This is a genomic window from Pseudomonas sp. BIGb0558 (assembly GCF_024807515.1).
Taxonomy (GTDB): domain Bacteria; phylum Pseudomonadota; class Gammaproteobacteria; order Pseudomonadales; family Pseudomonadaceae; genus Aquipseudomonas; species Aquipseudomonas yamanorum_A.
Genome location: NZ_JANUEW010000015.1, coordinates 1 through 21,621, shown reverse-complemented (window position 1 = coordinate 21,621; position 21,621 = coordinate 1). Strand labels below are relative to the sequence as shown.

Sequence of the window (21,621 nt, the reverse complement as noted above, 5' to 3'; positions counted from 1 at the left end):
TTTTACCTTGTCAAGATTCGTGTGGCGTCGAACCGGGTGCGCAGTGCCAGGAAAAGGCCTACGCCAATCAGTGCCAATGCCACGCCGAACGTGGCCTGCATCCCACTTCCCACGCTACCTGGCGTGGCGGTGGCGAGGTCACCTGAGGCATGCGCAAACACCGCGCCCAAGGCCGAAGCGCCGGCGATCAACCCCAGGTTGCGTGACAGGTTGAGCAGGCCAGCGACAACGCCACGACGGTCCGCCAGTACGTTGCTCATCACGGCGGTGTTGTTGGCCGCCTGAAACTGCGCGTAGCCGAGGGTGAGGATGATCAGCGGGGCGATGTAGCCGGCAACACCGAGGTTCAGCGGCATCAGTGATAACAACAGGCAGCCGGCCAGCATCGCCAGCAGCCCCGCAACGGTCATCGGGCCGCTGCCGAAACGGTCGGTCAGGCGGCCGGCGGGTACGCCCATCAGCGCCGAGACACAGGGCCCGACGGCCATCGTCAGGCCCATCCACGCAGGGTCAAGGCCGGCGCCGTGGGTCAGGTAGAAGGGGCCGACCACCAACGTCGCCATCATCACCGCCGACACCAGCGCACTCATGGCCAGGCCGGCGCTGAGGGTTGAATCCCATAGCGTCGACAGGAAATTGAAGCGCGATTGCGTGGACGGTGGTTCGCGACGCTCGACCCGCAGATATCGCCGGGCGAGGGTAAAGGTCAGCAGGCCCAGCGGCACGGTGATAAAAAACAGTGCGCGCCAGCCAAACCCGGCGATCAACACTCCGCCGATGCTGGGCCCCAGCGCGGTGCCCATGGCCGACATCGTGCCCAGCAAGCCCATGGCGCGGCCGGTGCGTTCCTTGGCGACGGTCTCGCCCACCAGCGCCATGGTCATCGCCATCATGATCGCCGCACCCAGGCCTTGCAGGGCGCGGGCCGCGATCAAAAGGCCGAGGGATGGGGCCATGCCACACAGGGCGGAGGCAACGGTGAACAGCAACAAACCCGCCAATAGCAGGCGGCTGCGGCCCATCAGGTCGCCCAGTCGCCCGACGCTGACGATCACGGCGGTGATCGCCAACAAATACGCGAGCACCACCCACTGCGCCGCTTGAAAGGAAGCATCAAACGCCAGTACCAGACTTGGCAGGCCGACATTGGCGATGCTGGTGCCCAAAGACGCCAGCAGCATGGACAGTGACAGGGCGGCGAGGGCGCCACGGGGTGCAGGTGAGTTCATCAAGAGGCTCCTGGATTTGACCGCTGTCAGAAATCTACGCCGTCACCTAACATGGCGGAAGGCGCAGCAGTTGCACTGTATACGTGCGCCAAACGCCATGTGAGGTTTGCCGTGTCGACACCTGATTTCAATTTGCTGGTCACCCTGGATGTGTTGCTCGCGGAAGGCAGCGTTGCCCGCGCCGCCCAACGGTTGCGCCTGAGCCCGTCGGCGATGAGCCGGGCGCTGGCGCGATTGCGCGAAACGACGGGCGATCCGTTATTGGTCCGCGCCGGCCGAGGCCTGGTGCCAACCCCACGGGCGCTGGAGCTGCGCGAGCAGGTCAGCCAGTTGGTGCAGGACGCTGAAGCGGTGTTGCGCCCGGCTGCGAAGCTCGACCTGAGCCAACTGGTGCGAACCTTCACCTTGCGTACCAGCGATGGCTTTGTTGAGAACTTCGGCCCGGCGCTGCTGGCGCGCATCGCCCAGGAAGCCCCCGGCGTGCGACTGCGTTTCGTGCATAAACCGGACAAGGCCAGCACACCGTTGCGCGATGGCAGCGTCGACCTGGAAACCGGCGTGGTCGACAGCAGCGCCAGCCCCGAGGTGCTGACTCAGGCGCTATTCCGCGACCGATTTATCGGCGTGGTGCGCAAGGGGCATCCGCTGAGTGAGGGCGAAGTAACGCCGCAGCGGTTTGCCGCAGGCCAGCACATCTACGTGTCCCGACGCGGCCATGATCAGGGCCAGATTCAACAGGCTCTCGAAGCGCAGGGGCTGACACGGGACGTGGTGACCATCGTGGCCGGGTTCTCCACCGCCCTGGCGCTGGCCCGTAGCACCGACCTGATCGCCAGCGTGCCGGAGCGGCACACCGCCAACCTGCACAGTGATCTTTATCGTTTTGCGCTGCCATTTGCGTTCCCGGACTTCACCGTCTCGATGCTCTGGCACCCACGACTGGACGCCGACCTGGCCCATCGCTGGCTGCGCGGTTGCCTGCGGGAGGTATGTACGCAATGAATGGCCGAACCTTTGTGGTGAGGGAGCTTGCTGTGGCGAGGAAGCTTGCTGTGGCGAGGGAGCTTGCTGTGGTGAGGAAGCTTGCTGTGGCGAGGGAGCTTGCTCCCGCTGGGCTGCGCAGCAGCCCCATCAAGCGCACCGCGTTTCTTCAGCCATACTCCCGTTGTAGGTTTGAGGGCCGCTTCGCAGCCCAGCGGGAGCAAGCTCCCTCGCCACAGCAAGCTCTCTTGCCACAGCAGGCTCCCTTGCCACAACAGGCTCCCTTGCCACAGCAAGCCCCTCCCTATCCACAATATGAATGAGGCAAATGGCTTTGGGTCCAAAGCAGCCCTTCAGCAGGTACAATCCGCCCAGACTTGACACGAAACACCAGGAATTCGAATGTTCAGCCTTACCCGTTACGAAACTCCATGCCCCGAGCCGATCAATGCGCAGATCCTGCAGATGGTGGTCGACTACCTGACTGACATCAGCATGGTCGCCATCCCGCCGAGCAACCTGCTGTACAACGTCTACCAGTACGCCATTGGCTACGAGGTGCACCTGTACCTGGAAGCGCTGGGCGGGTCCAAGGGCATCGCGGTTGAACTGATCGTCGCGCTGGATGAGCAGGATCAGGTGATCGGCTTCCTGCTGTACCTGCCAGTGAAGGATGATCCCGAGGCGTGCGGCGTGGCCTACATGGCGGTGCACGCCAGCCATCGGCGCAAAGGCGTGGCACGGGCAATGATGCAGGACATGCTGGCCCGCTACCCCCATGCCGAACTGACCTGCGCGGTGGAGAAGGTGCCGGCGTTCGAGTCCATGGGCTTTCAACTGCGCGGCGTACGTGGCACCCAGGTGTTGATGAACACCCGCGACTACAGCACCGACGGCTTGATGGGTTTGCTGGACGTGGCGTCGATCTACAGCTCGCTGGAGGTGCGGCAGATCCACACCTACCTGCTGCAAAAGCACGGCAAGCGGGCGATGATCGATGCAGAGAAACAGCGTGATCGTCACTTCGACCAGATGACCCACAAAGCGCGGATGTTTGTGCACGCCAGGTTGGGATGACGCAGGACAATGTGGCGAGCTTTAGCGAGCCTGCAATGGCGGCCGTTTAATCGCGCCCGCGATTGACCATCGCCTTGATGCTCGCAAACAGCTCCTCCTGCGCCTCCAGCGGGCTGATTTCCCCGCTGGCGGCGGCGTGGGAAAGAGCATCTGCCGCGCCCAGCATCCCCCTCAAACCCGCTTGGCCTATCACACCGTCGACGGCAAACGGGGCGAGAGCATCGCTGCATTTGCCGAGGAAAATCACGTCGTACTCGCGCTTGATGGTTTCCAGCTCCGGGCTGCCGGCCAGCGCCGCAATCACCCCCGGAATCTCGCGCCCCTGCAACAGCACACAGTCGACATAACACGAGGCAATCACCCAGGCACGGTCGTCCAGGGTGGGCTCGCTGGCCTCGATGGCGGCGGCAAACACCTGGTTCTGCCGCGCGTCGAAATCTTCATACAGCGCGGCCAGCAGCCCCGCGCGATCGCCGAAATGGTCATACACCACCGGCTTGGTCACGCCTGCCAACTCGGCCAGATGCCCCAATGTCAGGGCGTCGGTGCCTTCTTCACGCACCAGTTGCCAGGCCACGTCGAGCAATTGGCGTAACCGGTCATCCCGGGACAGGCGGCGGCGAGGGGCAGGGGATTGATCGCTTGACATGCTTATATACCAAAAGTAACTTACCAACGGTAACTTAGCTCAAGCCTACTCAATTTGCCTTCCCGTCGCTACCCCCGAAGGAGTTTCTGCCATGCACGCCCTCATCGTTGTTGCCCACCACGACCCGCAATCCCTGACCCACAGCCTGGCCAAGCAGGCCGCCGCCGGCATCACGGCCGCCGGCCACACCTTCGAAATCGCCGACCTCGCTGCCGAAGGCTTCGACCCGCGCTACAGCGCCGCCGACCACAAAGTGCATCGCACCCGCGCCACACCACCGGCCGACGTGCTGGCCGAACAGGCCCGGCTCGACCGCGCCGATGCCTTGGTGCTGGTGTTCCCGATCTTCTGGTGGTCAATGCCGGCCTTGCTCAAGGGCTGGATTGACCGGGTGTTCGTCAACGGTTGGGCAATCGACTACAGCCTGGAAACCAAGGTGGTGAAAAAACTTGGCCATCTGCAGGTGCATTTGCTGGGCGTCGGCGGGGCCGATGAAGGCGTGTTTGAACGCCACGGCTACGCCAACGCGATGCGCACGCAAATCGACCACGGGATCTTCGATTACTGCGGCGCGAAGGTACTCACCTCCGAGCTGCTGCTGGACTCGGAGAGCGGCGCGGCCGAACAGCATCTGGAGACGGTGGCGAAGCTGGGGCGGCAATTGTTTGTCGCTGCCCTGGAACCCAGCGAAACCGCCTAAACAATCTGCGGGTCGAGGCTGCTCTGTATCAGCGCTGCCAACTGCGCCACTGCCGCGTTTGGTGCCGGGTGGCTGCAATGCAATTCATAGCCCAGGGACGGCACCGGCGGCAGTCCGTCGAGTACCCGCAGGTGCGCCGGCAAACCGATGCGGGTGCGCAAGGTCACGCCCAACCCGGCGTCGACGGCCGCCCAGATCCCGCCGACGCTGGGGCTGGTCAAAGCAATGCGCCAGGCAATCCCGGCGCGGTCCAGGGCTTCGGTGGCAGCGCTGCGCAATACGCAGGGCGCCTCGAACATCACCAGTGGCAGCGGCGCGTCCTCGGCGCGTGGCAATAGCGGCTTGTCCCGGGGGCCAATCCAGTGCATCGGGGTTTGCCCCAGGCGCGTGCAGCTGGACGAGTTGTGGCCGGTTTCCCAGGTCAGCGCCAGGTCCAGGCGGGTGTTGTCCATCAGGCCCAGCAACTCTGCGTTGCGGCCAATCCGCACTTCGAGGCTGATCAGCGGGTACAGCCTGGCGAAGCGGCGCAGGATGTCACTGAGCACATGCTCGCCAAAATCTTCCTGCAAACCGAGGCGCAAGGTGCCTGCGGTTTGGGTTTCGTGGAGGCTGCCGAAGATGCTGTCGTTGAGGTCCAGCAGTCGCCGGGCATGACTGAGCAGCGCCTCGCCCACCGGGGTCAGCGCGAGGCCGCGCCCGGATTTACCCAGTACCGGCGTGCCGACCTGTTCTTCGAGTTTCTTTAATTGTGCGCTGACAGCCGAGGTTGAACGGCCCAGTCGGTCGGCGGCCTTGGCGAAGCTGTTCAGCTCCACGCCGGTGACGAAGGTGCGCAGTACATCAAGGTCGAAGGTGGGACGGCGCATTTTATATTCCATAAAAACAGGATGGTTGGTGCTGTTTAATCTGATATTCGGAATGATCCTGGCTTGCTAGTTTTTGCCCGTCAACTGAATTGTCGGAGCGAGAGTCCATGAGCAGCAAATTTACCGAACTGACCCGCGACGTATTGTTCGCCGATATCTGGGAGCGCGATGGCCTGTCCCCCAGGGAGCGCAGCCTGATCACCGTGGCGGCGTTGGTGGCGATGTATCGCCCTGAGCAATTGCCGTTTCATTTGCAGCGGGCGAGGGATAACGGCGTGCGCGCCGATGAGCTGAGCGAAGTCATCACCCACCTGGCGTTCTATTCCGGCTGGCCGACAGCGGCGTCGGCGCTGAACCTGTTGGCCGCCATCAATCCTGCGGAGTAACCACCATGCCTTACGCCCGAATCTCCCTGCATCGCGGGAAATCCCCTGAATATCTGCAAGCGCTTTCCCAGGGACTGCATGATGCCCTGGTTGAAAGCTTTAAGATTCCTGTCGCGGATCGCTTTCATGTGATCCACCAGCACGAAGTGGGCGAGATGATCATCGACCCCAACTACCAGGGCGGCCCGCGCAGCCATGACTATGTCCTGATCGCGATCACCGGCGGCAAACCCCGGGATACCGAGACCAAGCGCGATTTCTACCGGGTGCTGGTGGAGCGGTTGGAGGCGGGCATCGGGCTTAGCCCGGAAGATGTGATGGTGGTGATTACCACGACGGCGGCAGATGAGTGGTCGTTTGCCGGTGGCAGGGGGAACTGACTCAGCCTTCGCGAAACAAGTCATGGGCATCCAGCAACCGGTACGCAATCTCCGGCTGCTTCTCCATGCCCTTGCGAATCGCCGCCGGAATCGACTGCCGGGTCTTGCGACACAGGCCCGGCAACTCATCGATAACGATCTGGATCCCGCGCATGCTTTTGACTTCCGTATGACCGGGGGCGATGTGCACGCGGATGCCCAGTTGCTGGTACATCAGGTGCTGCATGCGTTCAAGGTCGGGCAGGCTTTGCAGGTTTTCGAGGCGTTCGAGCAGGCGTTTTTCTTCCTGGCGCGTCAGGTGCAGGATGCGTGCATCGGCGCCGGGAAGTTCGAGCAGTTGTTCGCGATTGCAGTCGCAGGCACCGGGTGGGCAGGGTTGGCGAATCGTCATGAAGTCTCCCTCCCGTTACCGGCGCCGACGGCTTACCAGGTCAACTGGACGCCAAGGCTTTCCAGCTCTTTCCAGTACTCAGGATAGGTCTTGCCGACGCAGTCCGGGTCCTGAATCCTGATCCCTGAAACCTTCAGGCCCGCCAAGGCAAAGCACATCGCGATGCGGTGATCGGCGTGGGTGTCGATCAGCGCGTTGCACGTGGTGCCCGCCAGGGCCGGATCGCTGGCCACCAGCAAATCATCACCTTCAATGGTCGCCAAACCCGCACGGATTTCATTCAGGCCGTCATGCAGTGCCTGCACCCGGTCACACTCCTTGACCCGCAGGTTGGCCAGCTCGGTGAAGCGTACCGGTGTGTGGTTGAACGCGGCCAAGACGGCGAGGGTCGGAATCGCATCCTGCATCTGCGAACCGATGACCACCGGTTGCATGTGCGGGAATTGCGCGATCACTGCCTGAGCCTTGGCGTCGGGCTGGGTGAAATCCTGCGGGGCGACACCGAGGTCGATGCGGCCATCGGTCAGCACTTCGGCCGCCCACAAGTAAGTGGCGGCGGACGCGTCAGGCTCGATCAGGTAGTCGTGGGCGGTGTAGCCGGTGGGGGCCACGCGCCAGGTGCTTTCATCGACGATGTCCACCTGTGCACCGAAGGCGCGCATGCAGTCCAGGGTCAGGTCGACGTAACCACGGGCGCCGATGTCCTTGCCGGTCAGGGCCACTTCAATCGGCGCTTCGCCGCACGCCGCCAGCATCAACAGCGCCGACACGTACTGGCTCGACAGGCCGCCGTCGATCTCGAAACGCTTGGCCTGCACGCGGCCGGTGCCGTGTACCGTTACCGGCGGGCAGCCGGTTGGGCTGTCGACCTTGATGCCGTTTTGACCGAGGGTCGCGAGCAAAGGGCCAATCGGGCGTTTTTGCATGTAGGCGTCGCCGTCCAGCACCACCGTGCCTTGAACGGTGGCCACGGCGGCGGTGAGGAAGCGCATCGCCGTACCGGCGTTGCCGAGAAACAGCGGCTGCGCCGGCAATTGCAGCTTGCCAACGCCTGTGACGACGAACGTGGTGTCGTCCGGTTCATCAATCACCACGCCCATCTGCCGCAGGGCCACCGACATGTGGCGGGTGTCATCGCTCTTCAACGCGCCGCTCAAACGGCTGGTGCCCTTAGCCAGGGCCGCCAGCAGCAGGGCACGGTTGGTAATGGATTTGGAGCCGGGGGGCGCTACCTTGCCGTTCAATGGAAAGTTGGGCGGTGTAACGGTCACGGTTTTCTGCGAACTCAAGGTACAAGGCTCCTGCTTCAAGGCGGGTGGCGTTTGGCGGACACGAATAATCGGCCAAACACGCTACCGTTGTCGAGCGGGGATCGTTGAAAGTCGCGGGGGATGGCGCCATGCGGCCATTCCCTGCCTTGCGATCAATAACCACCGCTGGTCGACATTTCTCCCATTAATGTCGATTGAGCGCCTGATTGATCGACTACAAGCACAACAACCCGTCGAATCAGGAGAGTGATCATGTCGTACGTAGATGGCTGTGTGATAGCAGTACCCACCGCAAACCGCGAACAATTCATCCAGCACGCCAAGGCTGCCGCCGTGGTGTTCAAGGAACATGGTGCGCTGAGTATCGTTGAGTGCTGGGGCGATGATGTGCCCCAAGGGCAGGTGACGTCGTTTCCCATGGCGGTAAAGCTCAAGGACGACGAAACCGTGGTGTTTTCCTGGATCGTGTGGCCCTCCCGCCAGGTGCGCGATGCCGGGATGAGTAAGGTGATGGAAGATCCGCGCCTGAAGGCGGACGCCAATCCGATGCCGTTTGACGGGCAGCGGATGATCTATGGCGGGTTCGAGATGATCCTCAACACGTGAGGACAAGTGTTCATGGATAGCAGCTGTAGTCCGATCGCCTGTTGCAGGGTAGGACGGACGACAGGTCCGGTGCAGGACTGCTGCGAAAACTCCGCAAAACAAGCACATGGCGCGATTTGTCTGACAGAACCGTCGGGTAGACAACCCGGCGGGGTGGGCTAAGTTCAAGGCGCTTTCCATGACGGGAAGCCTTCAATCAAGGAGTGACTGAAATGAACAAACCCCAGACTCAACTCAGGCATGGTCGCGTCGTGACCCCGGCCAGTCGTGGTTCGGTGGCGGTAGAACGCGGCCTGCTGGAGAACTGGCAAGTCAACGAAATGGAAGGCGGCAAGAACTTCCCGGCCCTCAGCGCCGGACCGTTTCCGGCGCCTTATGAAACCGACGATCAAAGCGTCACGCCACCCGCAGACGGGCACATCCTCAGCGGCGGCAAGACAGATGCCCGGGACTGCGTGAACTTCACCGACGAAGAAATGGGTAAAAAGCTCAACACCCCGTTTAACTGGCCGTTGCTGAATGTTGAAGCCGGCCAGGTGTTCAAGGTGCAGTGGGACTACACCGCCGCGCACGTGACCCGTGGCTATCGCTGGCTGATTACCCGGGACGGCTGGGACCCCAAGCAGCGCATCAGCCGGGCTCAACTGGAGGCCAAGCCGTTCTACGAGGACTTCTACACCCAGGTGCCGTATTACCAGCACTCGGCTGAACTGAAGGCCAAGGTCGAACATCAAGTGACGTTGCCCAAGGGCAAGAAGGGCCGGCATGTGCTGGTGTTGATGTGGATCGTGGCCAACACCGGCAATGCGTTTTATCAGGCGTTTGATGTCGACTTTAAATAGTCGCAACTGAACCTGGAGGAACAACATAAATGTGGCGAGGGAGCTTGCTGTGGCGAGGGAGCTTGCTCCCGCTGGGCTGCGTAGCAGCCCTAAAAAACCATGGGCGCTTCGCACCCAGCGGGAGCAAGCTCCCTCGCCACAGGTGTTGCGTTCAGCACAAGCTCAATCAGCGCTGGGCCAACCAGTAATCGTGCAACACACGGGCCGCCGGTTCGATCGCTGCAACCCGTTGCTGATGGGCATTTACATCCAGGTCTGCTGGCAGTTCAAAGTTGTCCTGCTCGGCACACCAGGAAATTTTCTCAAACTGCCCGGCCTGTTCGGCAGGCAGTTCTGGCCAGTTGCCGATCGCGGCGCCACGGATATAACCAAAGCACCATTCTTCCGCCAGGGTCAGTGGCTGGCCCTGGTGCTCGGTTTCTTCGAAACGCGCCTTGAATCCTTCAGCATCAGTCGCCAACTGTGTGGCGATAGCGTTCATGTGCCGCACGCTCAGTTCAAGAAACCGCTTGGCTTCTTCCGGGTTTTCCCAATCCGGGTTCTGCCCACCAAAAATGCCGGGGAACCACTCGGCCACGTCCACCTGCACAGGGCTTGAGACCAGGGCGGTGAAGTAGCCGTCGAGCTCGGCCAGGTTCAGCACCGAATGGTCGTCGCCGTACTTGAGCAGGGTTTCGTCGATGAACTCGAAATCGGCAGGGGCGAGGGGGTGGTCGTGCATGGAGATGTCCTTTGTGCGTAGAGCGCCGCTGATAGGGGCGGCTTAAAGCGCGGAGGATGGCGCGTGCCGGGTTTTTAATCCAGCCTCTTCAGCGCTTTTCCCACAACACGCACAGCTTGCTCATGCACATCGAACCCGCCACGGCGAGAATGATCGGCACCAGGAAGTCGTGGTCGATGCGGGTAAATTCCGCCACCAGCACGATCGCCGTCAACGGCATGCTCATGCTCGACGCCAGGAACGCCGCCGCGCCAATGATCGCGAAGGCCCCCAGGGGCACGCCGGGCCACAGCAGGCTCCAGGCGCCGCCGAGGATGATCGCCAGCAAAGCGCCGTTGGCCAGCGCCGGGGTCAACAGGCCGCCTTCGGCACCGGCGCGCAGGCTGCTGGCGGTGATCAGCACCTTGACCACCAGCAGCACGGCGGCGAGGGCGATGGTCAGTTCATTGTCGAAACCCAGCTGCGCCGGGCCTTTGCCGTTGCCGAGAATCTGCGGCAGGAAAATCGCCAGGCCACCGATGATGCTGAAGTTGATCAACGACAGTACCGGCAACCGCCAGCCTCGGGCGGCGTTGTTGCGGGCCGCGCCGGTCAGCCGAGTGAAACCGTAGGCAGCCAGGCCAAACACCGGGCCGCAGGCCAGCGCCCAGGCGATCAAGCCGGGGCTGAGCACAAAGTGCGGCACCACGTATTGTGACTCTGCGCCCAAACCAATCCAGGCCACCGACGCACCGATGGCCGAGGTGGTCAACGCAATCACCGCCGCCGGCCAACTGAACACACCCACCAACACTTCGAGCACAAACACCGCGCCCCCCAGCGGCACGTTGTACACCGCCGCCAAGCCGGCGCCCGCGCCGCAGGCGACGATCAGCCGGTGCATGTCCGGCGCCAGGCGTGCCCGCTGTGATAACCAGGTGGCCGCCAGCGCGCCGACTTCCCTTGGCGCCACTTCACGGCCCAGGGGGGAGCCGAGGGCAACGGTGATGATTTGCAGCACGGCGTGGGCGAGGGTGGTCTTGGGCGGCATGATCGGCGCCTGGGCCGAGACCGCTTGCTTGATGCTCACCAACGGCCGGCCATAGCGGTAGATCAACCACCAGCCCACGCCCGCCACCAGGCCGCAGGTGATCAGCACCAGCACCCGGCGTTCAGGCGCGGCGGCAGTGACGCCGAGCAAAAAGGTTTCGTGGCTGATCAGGCTGTCGAGGCTGTAGCCGTACGCCAGGTGCTGGATGCCGTGCAGCAGCAACGCCAGGAGCATGCCGCCGATGCCGGCGCCGATTCCGGTGAAGATGACCACCAGGGCGAGAATCAGCAAAGAGCGGGGCTTGGAAGGCATAAAGGGTCCACAGGGCCGGATTTTCGAGGCTGATTCTATAGCGTGCAGGTGCTGCTACCGCGCTGACATGTAATGCAATGGCGCGAATTGGCCTTCCACAACATTGCATTACGTTCAGATTACTTTAACGGCCCGGCCGATTGCCTGAATCGGACCTGTCGGCTTGCCGGTTTTCGATCCGCCGGGGTTTTCCAGGGTCAGCTCAAACAGTTGGTTGGGCGCCAGTGGCGGCAGTTTGTCCAGGGGCACCGACAGCGACTGCCCGGGGTTGACCAACCCCAGCGACACCGGGCCTTGCCAGTCTTCGCCCTTGGTCCAGAACTGCAGGGTCTTGTCTGCCGGTACTTCCATGATGCCCAGGGGGATCAGCTGGATTTCCTGGGTATTACTCGCCTGGATCACCCAACCCGGTGCCTGGCTTTGCGGCGCTACCAGCACCACTACATAAGCGGTCGGGTTGATGGTTGCTGTCTGGGTCAGCAGCAATGTTGCCAATACAAGACTCGCCGCGAGGCCCGCACCGGCCAGTCCGCGCCACAAAGACAGCCGGTTCCACCATGAGACCGGTGAGTCTTGAGGGACGGAATGCCCCAGGCTGCGCTCGATACGTCGCCACAAATTAACCGATGGCGTGACGGGGTCGGCCTGCTCGGTCAATGGCAACAGGCGCTGCTCCCAGCCGTCCACCGCTGCACGCAACTCGGCGTCGATAGCCAGGCGTTGTTCCACCTCGGCACGCTGCGCGGCGGGCAAGGTGCCCAGCACGTATTCGCTGGCCAGTTCGTCGATGCTGTTCATGCCATGCACTCACGCAATGCCGCGAGGCTGCGTTTGATCCACGCTTTCACGGTGCCCAGCGGGGTGCCGAGTTTGTGCGCGATTTCGCTGTGGGAATAACCGTCTACATACGCATGCAGGATGCAGTTGCGGCGGGCCGGGTCGAGTTGTTCGAGGCAGCTGTAGATGCGTCCCGAGCGCGCCTGATACTCGAACGTGTCGGTGTGCTCCGGGGTTTCATGTTCTTCGTCGAGGGGCACTTCGCGTCCCATGCTGCGCACCGCATTCAGGGCCAGGTGCCTGGTCACGCTATAGACCCAACCGCGGGCCGAGCCTTTGTGCGGGTCAAAACTGGCGGCGCCTTTCCAGATCTTGATAAAAGCGTCATGCACGATGTCTTCGGCCAGGGCCTTGTCGCGCACGATGCGCAACGCAACCCCCAGCAGCCGGCTGCTTTCCTGTTGATACAGGCGGCGCAGGGCCGGTTGGTCGCCCCGGGCGCAGGCCAGCAGGCAGGCTTCATACTCAAAATCGGCTTCAGGCAAGGACAGGGTTTCCCGGTGGATGCCCCGGTAGTGAACCCGGGGCGCTTTCGCAGCAGCGTAGACGACTTTACTTAATTGGCCGCCCAGAAGATGTAGTCGGCCTGGTACTTCACCACTTCCTGCTTGCCCTTGTTGGCCGCCGTGCATTCGGTGCTCGGTGCCACGCCACCCTTGAGGGCGACCCGTTGAATGTAGGCAACGCCACTCATCGCGCCCTTGCCTTCGGCGGGGTTGGCCTTGACCAGTTGATAGGGCAGGTTGCCGGGGCTGGACGGCGCTACGGCCAGTTGGGTGCCGGTGACTTTCGAGCCATCCTTGGCCTGCCAGGTGGCGGGCGGGCCGAAGTAGCTGCCGACTTGCTGGCCGCTGCGGTCATTGAGCACGGCCTTGGGGCCGACGAAAAACCATTCGGTCTGGCCAGCAGCATTGGCCTTGTCACGGCATTCATAGGTGATTTCGCCGACGCCGGTGGTTTCCATTGCCACCTTGTGACCGTCCGGCACCTTGATGCTGTCGGGTAAACCGGTCTGGGCAAAGGCGGTGGGTGCAGCAGCGAACAGGCAGGTCACGCAGAACAGGGCTTTGGCGTTCATAGGTGTCTCTCCATAAGGGCAGCAAGGCGCTGCTACCGGTACTACCCACGACACGCGCAAACGGATGCAGCGATTAGAAAATAATTCGGCAAGGGCGCACACTGTGGCCCCCGCACTACCAGAGGAGAGATTGGCGATGACCGGTGTTCACAAGGCTGCTCAACAGGGATTCTCTACCCAGGCCGTCACCTACGCCCAAGGCCGACCGGATTACCCACGCCAACTCACGGGCTGGTTGACCGACGCCCTGCAGATCAACTCGCACTCCACCGTTATCGACCTGGGTGCCGGTACTGGCAAGTTCACCCGTTTGCTCAGCACCGTGGCGCCGACCTTGATTGCGGTCGAGCCGGTAGAGGCCATGGGCGCGCAGTTGAAGAAACAGCTGCCGGACGTGCGCCTGCTGTCAGGCACCGCCGAGGCCATTCCCCTTGAAGCGGCCACCGCCGATGCGCTGGTGTGCGCCCAGGCGTTCCACTGGTTCTCCACGGAAGCGGCCCTGGCTGAAATCCACCGGGTGCTGAAGCCGGAAGGCCGGCTGGGTTTGATCTGGAACGTGCGGGACGAATCCGTGGACTGGGTCGCGGCGATCACCGAGATCATTACGCCCTACGAGGGCGACACCCCGCGCTTCCACACGGGGCGCTGGCGGGAAGCGTTCACCGGGGAGTATTTTTCCGCGCCCGAAATGACCTGCTTCCCCTACAGCCACGTCGGCAGCCCCCAGGAAGTGATCATGGATCGCTTCCTTTCGGTGAGCTTTATCGCCGCATTGCCGCCGGCGGAAAAGGCGCTTGTCACTGAGCAGCTGCAGTCGCTGATCAACACGCATCCGGCCTTGCGCGGCCGTGAGACGGTGGCATTCCCCTACCAGACCCAGGCCTATCGCAGCCAGCGCCTGACGAAAAAGGCATAAAGTCAGATCGTATTGATATAAGTCGTTATAAGAAAAATCGCTATGCTGCGGCCAGAATTTTATAAGGCCGCAGGTAGTGGTAATGGATGTAGGTAATTTTGGTTTCTCGATTGCTGGCCTGATTGTTGGATTTATCGTGGGAATGACCGGTGTCGGTGGTGGCTCGTTGATGACACCGATCCTCTTGTGGTTCGGCATCAACCCGGCCACCGCCGTGGGCACCGACCTGTTGTATGCCGCCATCACCAAGTCCGGTGGGGTGCTGGTTCACAGCAAGAATCGCAACATCGACTGGACCATCACCGGCTGGTTGACCCTGGGCAGTGTGCCTGCGGTGCTGCTGACCTTGTGGTTCCTCAAGAGCCTGGACACCGATCCCGCCGCCTTGAACGCGGTGATCAAGCAGTCCCTGGGCGTGGTGCTGTTGCTGACGGCCACCGCCATCCTGTTCAAGAACAAGCTGCTGGCCTTCGCCCAGCGACATGCCGGCGACGACTACAAGATGGCGCCGCGCAACCTCAATACGCTGACCATCGTCACCGGCGCGATCCTCGGCACCATGGTGGCCCTGACCTCCATCGGTGCCGGCGCCCTGGGCACCGTGGCGCTGTTTATCCTGTACCCGTTCCTGGCCACCAAGCGCCTGGTGGGTACGGAGATCGCCCACGCCGTGCCGCTGACCCTGGTCGCCGGCCTTGGCCACGCGAGCATGGGCAACATGGACTGGACGCTGCTCGGCTTCCTGTTGCTGGGCTCGCTGCCGGGGATTTATGTCGGCAGCCACATGGCCGGCAAGGTCCCGGACGGGATATTGCGTCCTTGCCTGGCGTTCATGCTGGTGATGATCGGCTTCAAGCTGGCGCTTTAACGCGCTGGCCCATTGCCGATCTGCCACACAAACGGCGGCTCGGTGCCGTTGATCACCCGGTCGCCGACAATCCGCGCCTTGTAGATCACCGGGTTGTGGGACGACACCGTGCGTGCGTTGCGCCAGTGCCGATCCAGGGATTTGCCCTGGCGTACGTCCGAAGCGCCCAGCGCGTTGAACAGTTCAGTGGTGGCGCGCTGGATCAGTTCCGAGACCACCACCTGCGCGGTCGCTGATTCGATTTCGGCGGCCACATTGGCTTCGTGTTCCGCCGCATCATCCCCACCAAAGCGCGCCACGTAAGCCCGCTGCGCTGGAACGGTTGCCTTCAGCGCGCTGGCCTCGGCGGCATACACCAGCGCCGCGACTTCACCCACCACCTGTTGAATCTGCGAATCCTGGCTGACATGGGCAGCATTGCCATGGCTGTAGATGCGCTTGCGGCTGCGCACCTGATGCGCCACATCCTTGAGGGCCGCGCGACCGATGCCGGCCAGGGTGGCGAGCAGCACCAACTGGTAGAACGCGGTCTGGTATTTGAAGCGGGTGGAAAAGTCGATGAGGTTTTCCGCTTCCACCACGGCGTCGGTAAAGCGCGAGGTGCCGCTGCCGGTGGTGCGCTGGCCAAAGCCGTCCCAGTCATCGCTTTGCACCACGCCGGGCTGGCGGGTGCGGGTGGCGGCAATCACATCGCCGCCGGTGTCGCTGCGCTGGGCATACACGTCGATCCAGTCGGAAAACAGGCTGCCGGTGCTGTAGAACTTTTCACCGTTGAGTTTCCATTTATCGCCGTCGGGGCTGACTTTTGTGACCACATCGCCGATGGCCACGCTGCCGATTTCGGTCCAGGCGCAGCCGACGATGTCACCCTCGACAAAGCGTTTGAACCAGATGTCCCGCGCCGCGCCGGGGGCGGCGTTCAGGCGGTCTTCGGCGAACGCGAAATGCCCGCGCAGGGCCTGGGGCACATTGGAATCGGCTTCGGCCAGTTCGATCAGCAGTTCAAACAGTTGGGGCAGGGAGGCGCCACCGCCACCGTACTCCACCGGCACGCGCACGGCGCCGAAGCCGGCTTGCTTGAGCCACTGGATGGGTTCGTAGGGCAGGGCGCGGGTTTGTTCACGCTCTACGGCGCCGTCTGCGATGCGCTGGAAAACCGGCCGGAAGCGTTCGGCCAGGGCTTGATAATCGACGCCGGTGGACAGTGGGTTGATCACGTGGTGCTCGGTCATGGGGACGGTTCCTGGGCAGTGAGTTAGGTGAGCTATTGCACGGTCCATGCCGGGCGCGAAGGCACGTGTTTACGGGGCGGGTGCTGATTCAACTGTTGTCCCTGCAACAGCAAAACGACAAACCGCTGCAATCCGTGACAGCTCGGAGCAGGCTGCTTTTCGCCTGTTTCAGCGCTCCAAGGCCTGTAGCGTGGGCCTTTCACGGTCACTGGCACACTTGCTGCTCCACACCCTGTACATGCCAATCCGCGAGGTACAGTCCAATGAGTCAGCAAGCCGTCAAATTTGCCTACTGGGTGCCCAACGTCAGCGGTGGGCTGGTGGTCAGCAAGATCGAACAGCGCACCCACTGGGGCATCGACTACAACCGCAAGCTGGCGCAGTTGGCCGAGGACGCCGGTTTCGAATACGCCCTCACGCAGATTCGTTTCACCGCCGGCTATGGCGCCGAATACCAGCATGAGTCCGTTGCGTTCAGCCATGCGCTGCTGGCGGCCACCACCAAGCTCAAGGTGATTGCGGCGATCCTGCCTGGCCCATGGCAACCGGCCCTGGCGGCCAAGCAACTGGCAACCATCGACCAGCTCACCAATGGCCGGGTAGCGGTGAATATCGTCAGCGGCTGGTTCAAGGGCGAGTTCCAGGCCATCGGCGAACACTGGCTGGAGCACGACGAGCGCTATCGGCGCTCCGAGGAATTCATCCGTGCCTTGAAGGGCATCTGGACCCAGGACAATTTCACCTTCAAGGGCGACTTCTACCGCTTCAACAACTACAGCCTCAAACCCAAGCCACTGGGCGAGCCGCACCCGGAAATCTTCCAGGGTGGCAGTTCACGGGCGGCGCGGGATATGGCGGCGCGGGTGTCGGACTGGTACTTCACCAACGGCAATACCCCGGAAGGCATCAAGGCCCAGGTCGATGACATCCGGGCCAAGGCAGCGGCGAATAATCATTCGGTGAAAGTCGGGGTCAACGCGTTTGTGATTGCCCGCGATACCGAGGAAGAAGCCCGCGCCGTACTGGCAGAGATCATCGACCAGGCCGACCCGGAAGCCGTGAATGCGTTTGGCGACGCGGCCAGACAAGCCGGCAAGGCATCCCCGGAAGGCGAGGGCAACTGGGCCAAATCCAGCTTTGAAGACCTGGTGCAATACAACGACGGCTTCAAGACCAACCTGATCGGCACCCCGCAGCAGATCGCCGAGCGCATCGTGGCCTTGAAGGCCGTCGGCGTGGACCTGGTACTGGCCGGCTTCCTGCACTTCCAGGAAGAAGTCGAGTACTTCGGCCAGCGCGTACTGCCGCTGGTGCGTGAGCTGGAGGCCAAGGCCGGGATCAAGCAAGTCGCCTGAACACCACCACCGCCGCGCGCAATTTGTTATTGCCGAAACGGCACATTCGCTCGAACTCCCCGTGGCTGACCGGCAGATGCTGGCAGTCCATGGGTTGGCGATGCTGGCTGTGGTCCACGTCCGGGTCGTGCAGGTACACGAAGTCTTCGTCGCAATCGGTGACGATCACCCAGTGGGGCGACTTGGAGCGGGTCAGCCGGTAGCTGCTGATCAACACCAGCGGCTGGCCGCCGTCCCGCAGCACTTGGGGTAAATCCAGCGGGCCGCCAAGCACCTGCTCGACGTCGCTCAATGCCAACTCTTCCTCGAAGGCGTCATGCACCAGCCGCATGACGTCTTTTTTATGCGCATCCCGCACCCCGTCGAGAAACAACGGCCCGCTGACGTTGACCTGCATGCGCACCCGAAAACCCCGGCGCCACGCGGCCAGTGCCAGGCCTTGGGGGCTGCAGCCACCGTGGCCGGCGGTCATGAACACGGTGGTTGCCTCACGCCAGATCTGCAGTTCTTCGCGGCGCTGTGCCACCCGCGCAGGTTCCAAAGCGCCCATGGCCATCAGCAGGCTGGCGGCGCCACAGGTGAAGTCGGTGGTCTGCTGGTAATAGGGCACGCTCAGGGCGCGTGCGTCCTGGTGCTGGAGGATGCGTTTTTCCAGGCGCAGGGCTGGGGCGTGGTCTTCGTAATAGTCATTGATCAAGGCAAAGCGCCGGTAACCATTGCGCTCGTACAGGGCGATGGCGCCGGGGTTGTCGGTGCGCACTTCGAGGCGCAGGTAGGCGCAGTCGTGTTCCACGGCGCAGGCTTCGATGCGTGTCAGCAATTGCTTGCCCAATCCCAGGCCCCGGGAGGACTCGGCGATGGCGATGGAATACAGGCGCGCCAGGGAGGTGCCCCGGTGGAACAGCACCAGGGCGTAACCCAGCAACTCGCCGTGTTGTTCCGCCACCAACAGTTGCCCGTGGGCGCGGCTGACCATCCACTGAAAGCTGCGGGTGGAGAGCCGGTCCGTGGTGAAACAGTGCTGTTCCAGTGCCACCAATGCAGGCACGTCATCGGGTGTTGCAACGCGAAAGGAAAGAGCCATGTGACCGCCGTAAAAGTTGCGTAACGAAACGGGACTTCTCTAAAAGATCGTGCTTAATAGAAAAGGTCTAGTTCTCTAAAGCGGATCAATCAATATGTCAGCGGTACAAGGTCATTGGCGTGAAGTATCCGAGCAAACAGTGGCGGCGACAATAACTTCCAACGGTTATTTTTCCAGCCCTCCCAAGAGTGCAAGTCAAGTCGTGATCATTGTCGAGCGCAAGGAAGACTGGGCGTCGTACTTCCCCAGCGAAGACATCGTCACCGCCCAGGAATACCTTGAACAGACCCGGGAAAACGAGACGGGCAAGCGGGTGCAGGTGATCAACCTGTGCCGTAGCTACAAGTACCTGGGGCACGGCTACTACTGCTCGCTGCTGGCCGAGGCGCGGGGCCACAAGGTGATTCCGTCGGTGCGCACCATCAGCGAACTGACCAAAAAGTCCCTGTACGGCCTGGCCCTGGATGACCTGGATAAAACCCTCGATAAAGCCTTGAGTCATCATCTCTACAGCAACACCGAAGGCTTTACCCTGACACTTTATTTTGGCCGAACCAATATTGAACCCTTGCAGGATTTGGCCCGCCAGTTGTTTGAAGCGTTTCCCTGTCCGATCCTGTTAGTTGAGTTCCGCAAGAATAACGGCTGGCACATCGAAGGCATCAAGTCTGGGGTGTTGCACAAGTTGCGCGATGACCAGGAAGATCAATTCGCCAATGCGCTGGACAACTTCAGCCGCAAGATCTGGCGGCAACCGCGCTCCCGACGGTTGGCCCGCTATGACCTGGCAATCCTGCACGATCCGCAGGAACAATTGCCGCCGTCCAACGCCCTTGCCCTAGAAAACTTCGTACGGGTCGGCAAGGGGCTGGGCATCGATGTAGAACTGATTGAGCGCAAGGACTACGCCCGCCTGGCCGAATACGACGCCTTGCTGATCCGCGAGACCACCAGCGTCGACAACCACACCTACCGCTTCGCCAAAAAGGCCGAGAGCGAAGGGCTGGTAGTGATGGACGACCCTGCGTCGATCCTGCGCTGCACCAACAAGGTCTACCTCACCGACCTGCTCAAAAGCCACCAACTGGGCATGCCCGCCACTGAAATTCTGTACAAGGAGCGACCCGAAGATTTCGAACGGGTGGGCGAGCGCCTCGGCTTCCCGCTTGTGCTGAAGATCCCCGACGGGTGTTTCTCCCGCGGCGTGATCAAGGTCGAAAGCCAGCAAGCGCTGTTGACCGCCACCGCTGAACTGTTCGAGCATTCCGTGTTGCTGCTGGCCCAGGAGTTTTTCTACACCGAGTACGACTGGCGCATCGGCGTCCTCAACCGCAAACCGATCTTTGCCTGCCAGTACTTCATGTCCAAGGGCCATTGGCAGATCTACAACCACAAGGCCATCGGCCAGGACATCAACGGCGAGTGCCGCACCCTGGCGGTCCACGAAGCGCCCAAGGCCGTGGTGGAACTGGCGGTAAAAACCGCCAACCTGATCGGCGACGGCCTGTACGGCGTAGACCTCAAGCAATCCGGCGACAAGGTGGTGGTGATCGAGGTCAATGACAACCCCAACATGGACGCCGGTATCGAAGATGCCTACCTCCAGGACGACTTGTATTCCCTGGTACTGGAGGAGTTCGTCCGACGCCTGGAGCTGAAACGTCAGGGCCAGGTGTGGTGACGCGCGATGATCCAGCGCTTTGAAATAGCCGATGGCAAGTTGTACAACAGCCTGGGGGACGACGCGAATGTGCTGCTCTTCAGCAATCCCGATCCCCACGAGCGCAAGTACCTGCGCGACTGCTACAAGCTCGATGAACATGCTTTGGCCTCGGCGCTGGACCCCGACGAAGTGTCCCGCATCGAGTTCCACCCCGATAACCTGTTCCTGATCTGGAAACGCCCGGAGAATTATTCCGGTGGCGGCAACCTGGTATTTGAAGTGGCGTCCTGCGGCTTGCTGTTTTCCGGGGATCAGTTGCTGGTGATCGCCGCTGACGACAGCCAGCTTTCCGGGCTGGGCGCCCGCCGGCCGCTGCGTACGCCACTGGATGTGTTGCTGGACTTGCTGCTCAACAACATCCACCACTACCTCGGCCACCTCAAGGTGATCAAGATGGTCGCCCGGGAGTTGCAGCAGCAGTTCAACGCATCGATGAGCAACCGCCACCTGATGCAGATGTTCAACCTCAGCGAAAGCCTGATCTATTACATCAACGCCCTGCACAGCAACGGCGCGGTGCTGACGCGCCTGCGCAATCATGGCGAGAAGGAACATTTCAGCGCTGAAACACTGGGCCTGATCGATGACCTGATCATCGAGAACAACCAGTGCTACAAGCAGGCGGAGATTTACTCCAACGTGTTCTCCGGGTTGATCGATGCCCGGGGCAACCTGATGAACAACAGCATGAACAACCTGTTGCGCAAGCTGACGTTGATCAACGTGGTGTTCCTGCCGTTGAACCTGATTGCCAGCGTGGGCGGGATGTCGGAGTTCAGCATGATGACGGCGGGCACGCCGTGGTGGATTTCGTACCCGTTGTTTATGGCGGCGATGGGACTGGGGGCGGGGTTGATGGTGTTGGGGTTGAAGCGGATTGCGGGGAGTGGTGACAAGGCGGTGTGACGATGTGCGGGAGGTTATTTGTGGCTAGGGGGCTGTTGTGGGGGGGAGCTTGCTAAGGGGAGGGGGCTTGCTGTGGGGGGGGGGGGGGGGGGCGCGGGGGGGGGGGGGGGGGGCCCGGGGGGGGGGGGGGGGGGCGGCCCCGCGCCGGGGGCGCACCCGCCCCCCACCCAAGCAACCCCCG

Annotated in this window: 24 protein-coding genes; 12 read left to right on the top strand and 12 right to left on the bottom strand. The window is 62.1% G+C overall.

The window, feature by feature from the left end:
• Positions 1-2: 2 nt before the first annotated feature.
• Positions 3-1,229, bottom strand: a complete 1,227-nt coding sequence (locus M2400_RS18725; RefSeq protein WP_259197386.1) for an MFS transporter — start codon at positions 1,227-1,229, stop codon at positions 3-5.
• 111 nt (positions 1,230-1,340) lie between these two features.
• On the opposite strand from M2400_RS18725, the gene M2400_RS18720 reads away from it, so the two are divergent.
• Together M2400_RS18720 and M2400_RS18715 are read left to right on the top strand one after the other, a co-directional pair.
• On the top strand, positions 1,341-2,231 hold the full coding sequence (locus M2400_RS18720; RefSeq protein ID WP_259197385.1) for a LysR family transcriptional regulator: 891 nt from the start codon (positions 1,341-1,343) through the stop codon (positions 2,229-2,231).
• A 381-nt stretch (positions 2,232-2,612) separates the two neighbouring features.
• Entirely contained in the window at positions 2,613-3,287 is a 675-nt protein-coding gene (locus M2400_RS18715; protein WP_259197384.1) for a GNAT family N-acetyltransferase, read from the top strand.
• A 46-nt stretch (positions 3,288-3,333) separates the two neighbouring features.
• Here the strand turns inward: M2400_RS18715 and M2400_RS18710 are convergent, their stop codons facing one another.
• On the bottom strand, positions 3,334-3,936 hold the full coding sequence (locus tag M2400_RS18710; RefSeq protein WP_259197383.1) for a TetR/AcrR family transcriptional regulator: 603 nt from the start codon (positions 3,934-3,936) through the stop codon (positions 3,334-3,336).
• 91 nt (positions 3,937-4,027) lie between these two features.
• Here M2400_RS18710 and M2400_RS18705 point away from each other — a divergent pair, with 91 nt between their 5' ends.
• Positions 4,028-4,636: an NAD(P)H-dependent oxidoreductase gene (locus M2400_RS18705; protein WP_177044170.1), complete on the top strand. Its 609-nt coding sequence runs from the start codon at positions 4,028-4,030 to the stop codon at positions 4,634-4,636.
• On the opposite strand, the gene M2400_RS18700 is transcribed toward M2400_RS18705, so the two are convergent.
• A complete protein-coding gene (locus tag M2400_RS18700) occupies positions 4,633-5,502 on the bottom strand; it encodes a LysR substrate-binding domain-containing protein (RefSeq protein ID WP_259197382.1) in 870 nt (289 codons plus the stop codon). The two genes, M2400_RS18705 and M2400_RS18700, sit on opposite strands and share 4 nt — an antisense overlap.
• Positions 5,503-5,609: 107 nt before the next feature.
• Here M2400_RS18700 and M2400_RS18695 point away from each other — a divergent pair, with 107 nt between their 5' ends.
• Together M2400_RS18695 and M2400_RS18690 are read left to right on the top strand one after the other, a co-directional pair.
• A complete protein-coding gene (locus M2400_RS18695) occupies positions 5,610-5,888 on the top strand; it encodes a carboxymuconolactone decarboxylase family protein (protein WP_259197381.1) in 279 nt (92 codons plus the stop codon).
• Positions 5,889-5,893: 5 nt separating this feature from the next.
• Positions 5,894-6,268 carry a tautomerase family protein gene (locus tag M2400_RS18690; RefSeq protein ID WP_259197380.1) on the top strand — a complete coding sequence of 125 codons (375 nt, stop codon included), beginning with the start codon at positions 5,894-5,896 and terminating at the stop codon, positions 6,266-6,268.
• Between the two features lies 1 nt (position 6,269).
• Here the strand turns inward: M2400_RS18690 and M2400_RS18685 are convergent, their stop codons facing one another.
• Both M2400_RS18685 and aroA read right to left on the bottom strand, forming a co-directional pair.
• Positions 6,270-6,659, bottom strand: a complete 390-nt coding sequence (locus M2400_RS18685; RefSeq protein WP_177078735.1) for a hypothetical protein — start codon at positions 6,657-6,659, stop codon at positions 6,270-6,272.
• A gap of 32 nt (positions 6,660-6,691) precedes the next feature.
• Positions 6,692-7,948, bottom strand: coding sequence for a 3-phosphoshikimate 1-carboxyvinyltransferase (gene aroA, locus M2400_RS18680; RefSeq protein ID WP_259197379.1), 1,257 nt, complete (start codon positions 7,946-7,948; stop codon positions 6,692-6,694).
• A 234-nt stretch (positions 7,949-8,182) separates the two neighbouring features.
• Here aroA and M2400_RS18675 point away from each other — a divergent pair, with 234 nt between their 5' ends.
• Both M2400_RS18675 and M2400_RS18670 read left to right on the top strand, forming a co-directional pair.
• Complete coding sequence (locus M2400_RS18675; RefSeq protein ID WP_259197378.1) at positions 8,183-8,536, top strand: DUF1428 domain-containing protein; 354 nt, start codon at positions 8,183-8,185, stop codon at positions 8,534-8,536.
• Between the two features lie 212 nt (positions 8,537-8,748).
• The gene (locus M2400_RS18670; protein ID WP_177044162.1) at positions 8,749-9,378 is read left to right on the top strand and encodes a lytic polysaccharide monooxygenase auxiliary activity family 9 protein; all 630 of its coding nucleotides are present in this window, start codon (positions 8,749-8,751) and stop codon (positions 9,376-9,378) included.
• Positions 9,379-9,544: 166 nt separating this feature from the next.
• Here M2400_RS18670 and M2400_RS18665 read toward each other — a convergent pair whose 3' ends face one another.
• From M2400_RS18665 to M2400_RS18645, 5 genes are all read right to left on the bottom strand, one after another.
• A complete protein-coding gene (locus tag M2400_RS18665) occupies positions 9,545-10,099 on the bottom strand; it encodes a UPF0149 family protein (RefSeq protein ID WP_259197377.1) in 555 nt (184 codons plus the stop codon).
• Between the two features lie 88 nt (positions 10,100-10,187).
• Complete coding sequence (locus M2400_RS18660; RefSeq protein WP_259197376.1) at positions 10,188-11,441, bottom strand: chloride channel protein; 1,254 nt, start codon at positions 11,439-11,441, stop codon at positions 10,188-10,190.
• Positions 11,442-11,555: 114 nt separating this feature from the next.
• The gene (locus tag M2400_RS18655; protein ID WP_259197375.1) at positions 11,556-12,239 is read right to left on the bottom strand and encodes an anti-sigma factor domain-containing protein; all 684 of its coding nucleotides are present in this window, start codon (positions 12,237-12,239) and stop codon (positions 11,556-11,558) included.
• Entirely contained in the window at positions 12,236-12,763 is a 528-nt protein-coding gene (locus M2400_RS18650) for a sigma-70 family RNA polymerase sigma factor (RefSeq protein ID WP_259197374.1), read from the bottom strand. The genes M2400_RS18655 and M2400_RS18650 overlap by 4 nt, the downstream gene beginning before the upstream one ends.
• 71 nt (positions 12,764-12,834) lie before the next feature.
• Complete coding sequence (locus M2400_RS18645; RefSeq protein ID WP_177078744.1) at positions 12,835-13,356, bottom strand: DUF3455 domain-containing protein; 522 nt, start codon at positions 13,354-13,356, stop codon at positions 12,835-12,837.
• A 136-nt stretch (positions 13,357-13,492) separates the two neighbouring features.
• Here M2400_RS18645 and M2400_RS18640 point away from each other — a divergent pair, with 136 nt between their 5' ends.
• Both M2400_RS18640 and M2400_RS18635 read left to right on the top strand, forming a co-directional pair.
• Entirely contained in the window at positions 13,493-14,272 is a 780-nt protein-coding gene (locus M2400_RS18640) for a class I SAM-dependent methyltransferase (RefSeq protein ID WP_259197373.1), read from the top strand.
• A gap of 82 nt (positions 14,273-14,354) precedes the next feature.
• Entirely contained in the window at positions 14,355-15,140 is a 786-nt protein-coding gene (locus tag M2400_RS18635; RefSeq protein ID WP_259197372.1) for a sulfite exporter TauE/SafE family protein, read from the top strand.
• On the opposite strand, the gene M2400_RS18630 is transcribed toward M2400_RS18635, so the two are convergent.
• On the bottom strand, positions 15,137-16,372 hold the full coding sequence (locus M2400_RS18630) for an acyl-CoA dehydrogenase family protein (RefSeq protein WP_259197371.1): 1,236 nt from the start codon (positions 16,370-16,372) through the stop codon (positions 15,137-15,139). The genes M2400_RS18635 and M2400_RS18630 overlap by 4 nt on opposite strands.
• Positions 16,373-16,635: 263 nt before the next feature.
• Between M2400_RS18630 and sfnG the strand changes: the two genes are divergently transcribed.
• Positions 16,636-17,727, top strand: coding sequence for a dimethylsulfone monooxygenase SfnG (gene sfnG, locus M2400_RS18625; RefSeq protein WP_177044154.1), 1,092 nt, complete (start codon positions 16,636-16,638; stop codon positions 17,725-17,727).
• Here the strand turns inward: sfnG and M2400_RS18620 are convergent.
• Positions 17,711-18,811, bottom strand: a complete 1,101-nt coding sequence (locus M2400_RS18620) for a GNAT family N-acetyltransferase/peptidase C39 family protein (protein ID WP_177044153.1) — start codon at positions 18,809-18,811, stop codon at positions 17,711-17,713. The two genes, sfnG and M2400_RS18620, sit on opposite strands and share 17 nt — an antisense overlap.
• A gap of 94 nt (positions 18,812-18,905) precedes the next feature.
• Here M2400_RS18620 and M2400_RS18615 point away from each other — a divergent pair, with 94 nt between their 5' ends.
• Together M2400_RS18615 and M2400_RS18610 are read left to right on the top strand one after the other, a co-directional pair.
• Positions 18,906-20,492 carry a RimK family protein gene (locus M2400_RS18615; protein ID WP_218174959.1) on the top strand — a complete coding sequence of 529 codons (1,587 nt, stop codon included), beginning with the start codon at positions 18,906-18,908 and terminating at the stop codon, positions 20,490-20,492.
• A 6-nt stretch (positions 20,493-20,498) separates the two neighbouring features.
• Positions 20,499-21,440 carry a magnesium transporter CorA family protein gene (locus tag M2400_RS18610; RefSeq protein WP_177134868.1) on the top strand — a complete coding sequence of 314 codons (942 nt, stop codon included), beginning with the start codon at positions 20,499-20,501 and terminating at the stop codon, positions 21,438-21,440.
• The last annotated feature ends 181 nt before the right edge of the window (positions 21,441-21,621 follow it).

What these genes read in the sequence shown, in the direction of transcription:
- M2400_RS18645 (WP_177078744.1), bottom strand. Translation starts at nt 13,356, where the DNA reads ATGAACGCCAAAGCCCTGTTCTGCGTGACCTGCCTGTTCGCTGCTGCA.
- M2400_RS18635 (WP_259197372.1), top strand. Translation starts at nt 14,355, where the DNA reads ATGGATGTAGGTAATTTTGGTTTCTCGATTGCTGGCCTGATTGTTGGA.
- M2400_RS18725 (WP_259197386.1), bottom strand. Translation starts at nt 1,229, where the DNA reads ATGAACTCACCTGCACCCCGTGGCGCCCTCGCCGCCCTGTCACTGTCC.
- M2400_RS18705 (WP_177044170.1), top strand. Translation starts at nt 4,028, where the DNA reads ATGCACGCCCTCATCGTTGTTGCCCACCACGACCCGCAATCCCTGACC.
- M2400_RS18615 (WP_218174959.1), top strand. Translation starts at nt 18,906, where the DNA reads ATGTCAGCGGTACAAGGTCATTGGCGTGAAGTATCCGAGCAAACAGTG.
- M2400_RS18655 (WP_259197375.1), bottom strand. Translation starts at nt 12,239, where the DNA reads ATGAACAGCATCGACGAACTGGCCAGCGAATACGTGCTGGGCACCTTG.
- M2400_RS18610 (WP_177134868.1), top strand. Translation starts at nt 20,499, where the DNA reads ATGATCCAGCGCTTTGAAATAGCCGATGGCAAGTTGTACAACAGCCTG.
- M2400_RS18620 (WP_177044153.1), bottom strand. Translation starts at nt 18,811, where the DNA reads ATGGCTCTTTCCTTTCGCGTTGCAACACCCGATGACGTGCCTGCATTG.
- M2400_RS18690 (WP_259197380.1), top strand. Translation starts at nt 5,894, where the DNA reads ATGCCTTACGCCCGAATCTCCCTGCATCGCGGGAAATCCCCTGAATAT.
- M2400_RS18630 (WP_259197371.1), bottom strand. Translation starts at nt 16,372, where the DNA reads ATGACCGAGCACCACGTGATCAACCCACTGTCCACCGGCGTCGATTAT.
- M2400_RS18640 (WP_259197373.1), top strand. Translation starts at nt 13,493, where the DNA reads ATGACCGGTGTTCACAAGGCTGCTCAACAGGGATTCTCTACCCAGGCC.
- M2400_RS18710 (WP_259197383.1), bottom strand. Translation starts at nt 3,936, where the DNA reads ATGTCAAGCGATCAATCCCCTGCCCCTCGCCGCCGCCTGTCCCGGGAT.
- M2400_RS18660 (WP_259197376.1), bottom strand. Translation starts at nt 11,441, where the DNA reads ATGCCTTCCAAGCCCCGCTCTTTGCTGATTCTCGCCCTGGTGGTCATC.
- M2400_RS18715 (WP_259197384.1), top strand. Translation starts at nt 2,613, where the DNA reads ATGTTCAGCCTTACCCGTTACGAAACTCCATGCCCCGAGCCGATCAAT.
- M2400_RS18685 (WP_177078735.1), bottom strand. Translation starts at nt 6,659, where the DNA reads ATGACGATTCGCCAACCCTGCCCACCCGGTGCCTGCGACTGCAATCGC.
- sfnG (WP_177044154.1), top strand. Translation starts at nt 16,636, where the DNA reads ATGAGTCAGCAAGCCGTCAAATTTGCCTACTGGGTGCCCAACGTCAGC.
- M2400_RS18665 (WP_259197377.1), bottom strand. Translation starts at nt 10,099, where the DNA reads ATGCACGACCACCCCCTCGCCCCTGCCGATTTCGAGTTCATCGACGAA.
- M2400_RS18675 (WP_259197378.1), top strand. Translation starts at nt 8,183, where the DNA reads ATGTCGTACGTAGATGGCTGTGTGATAGCAGTACCCACCGCAAACCGC.
- M2400_RS18700 (WP_259197382.1), bottom strand. Translation starts at nt 5,502, where the DNA reads ATGCGCCGTCCCACCTTCGACCTTGATGTACTGCGCACCTTCGTCACC.
- M2400_RS18695 (WP_259197381.1), top strand. Translation starts at nt 5,610, where the DNA reads ATGAGCAGCAAATTTACCGAACTGACCCGCGACGTATTGTTCGCCGAT.
- M2400_RS18670 (WP_177044162.1), top strand. Translation starts at nt 8,749, where the DNA reads ATGAACAAACCCCAGACTCAACTCAGGCATGGTCGCGTCGTGACCCCG.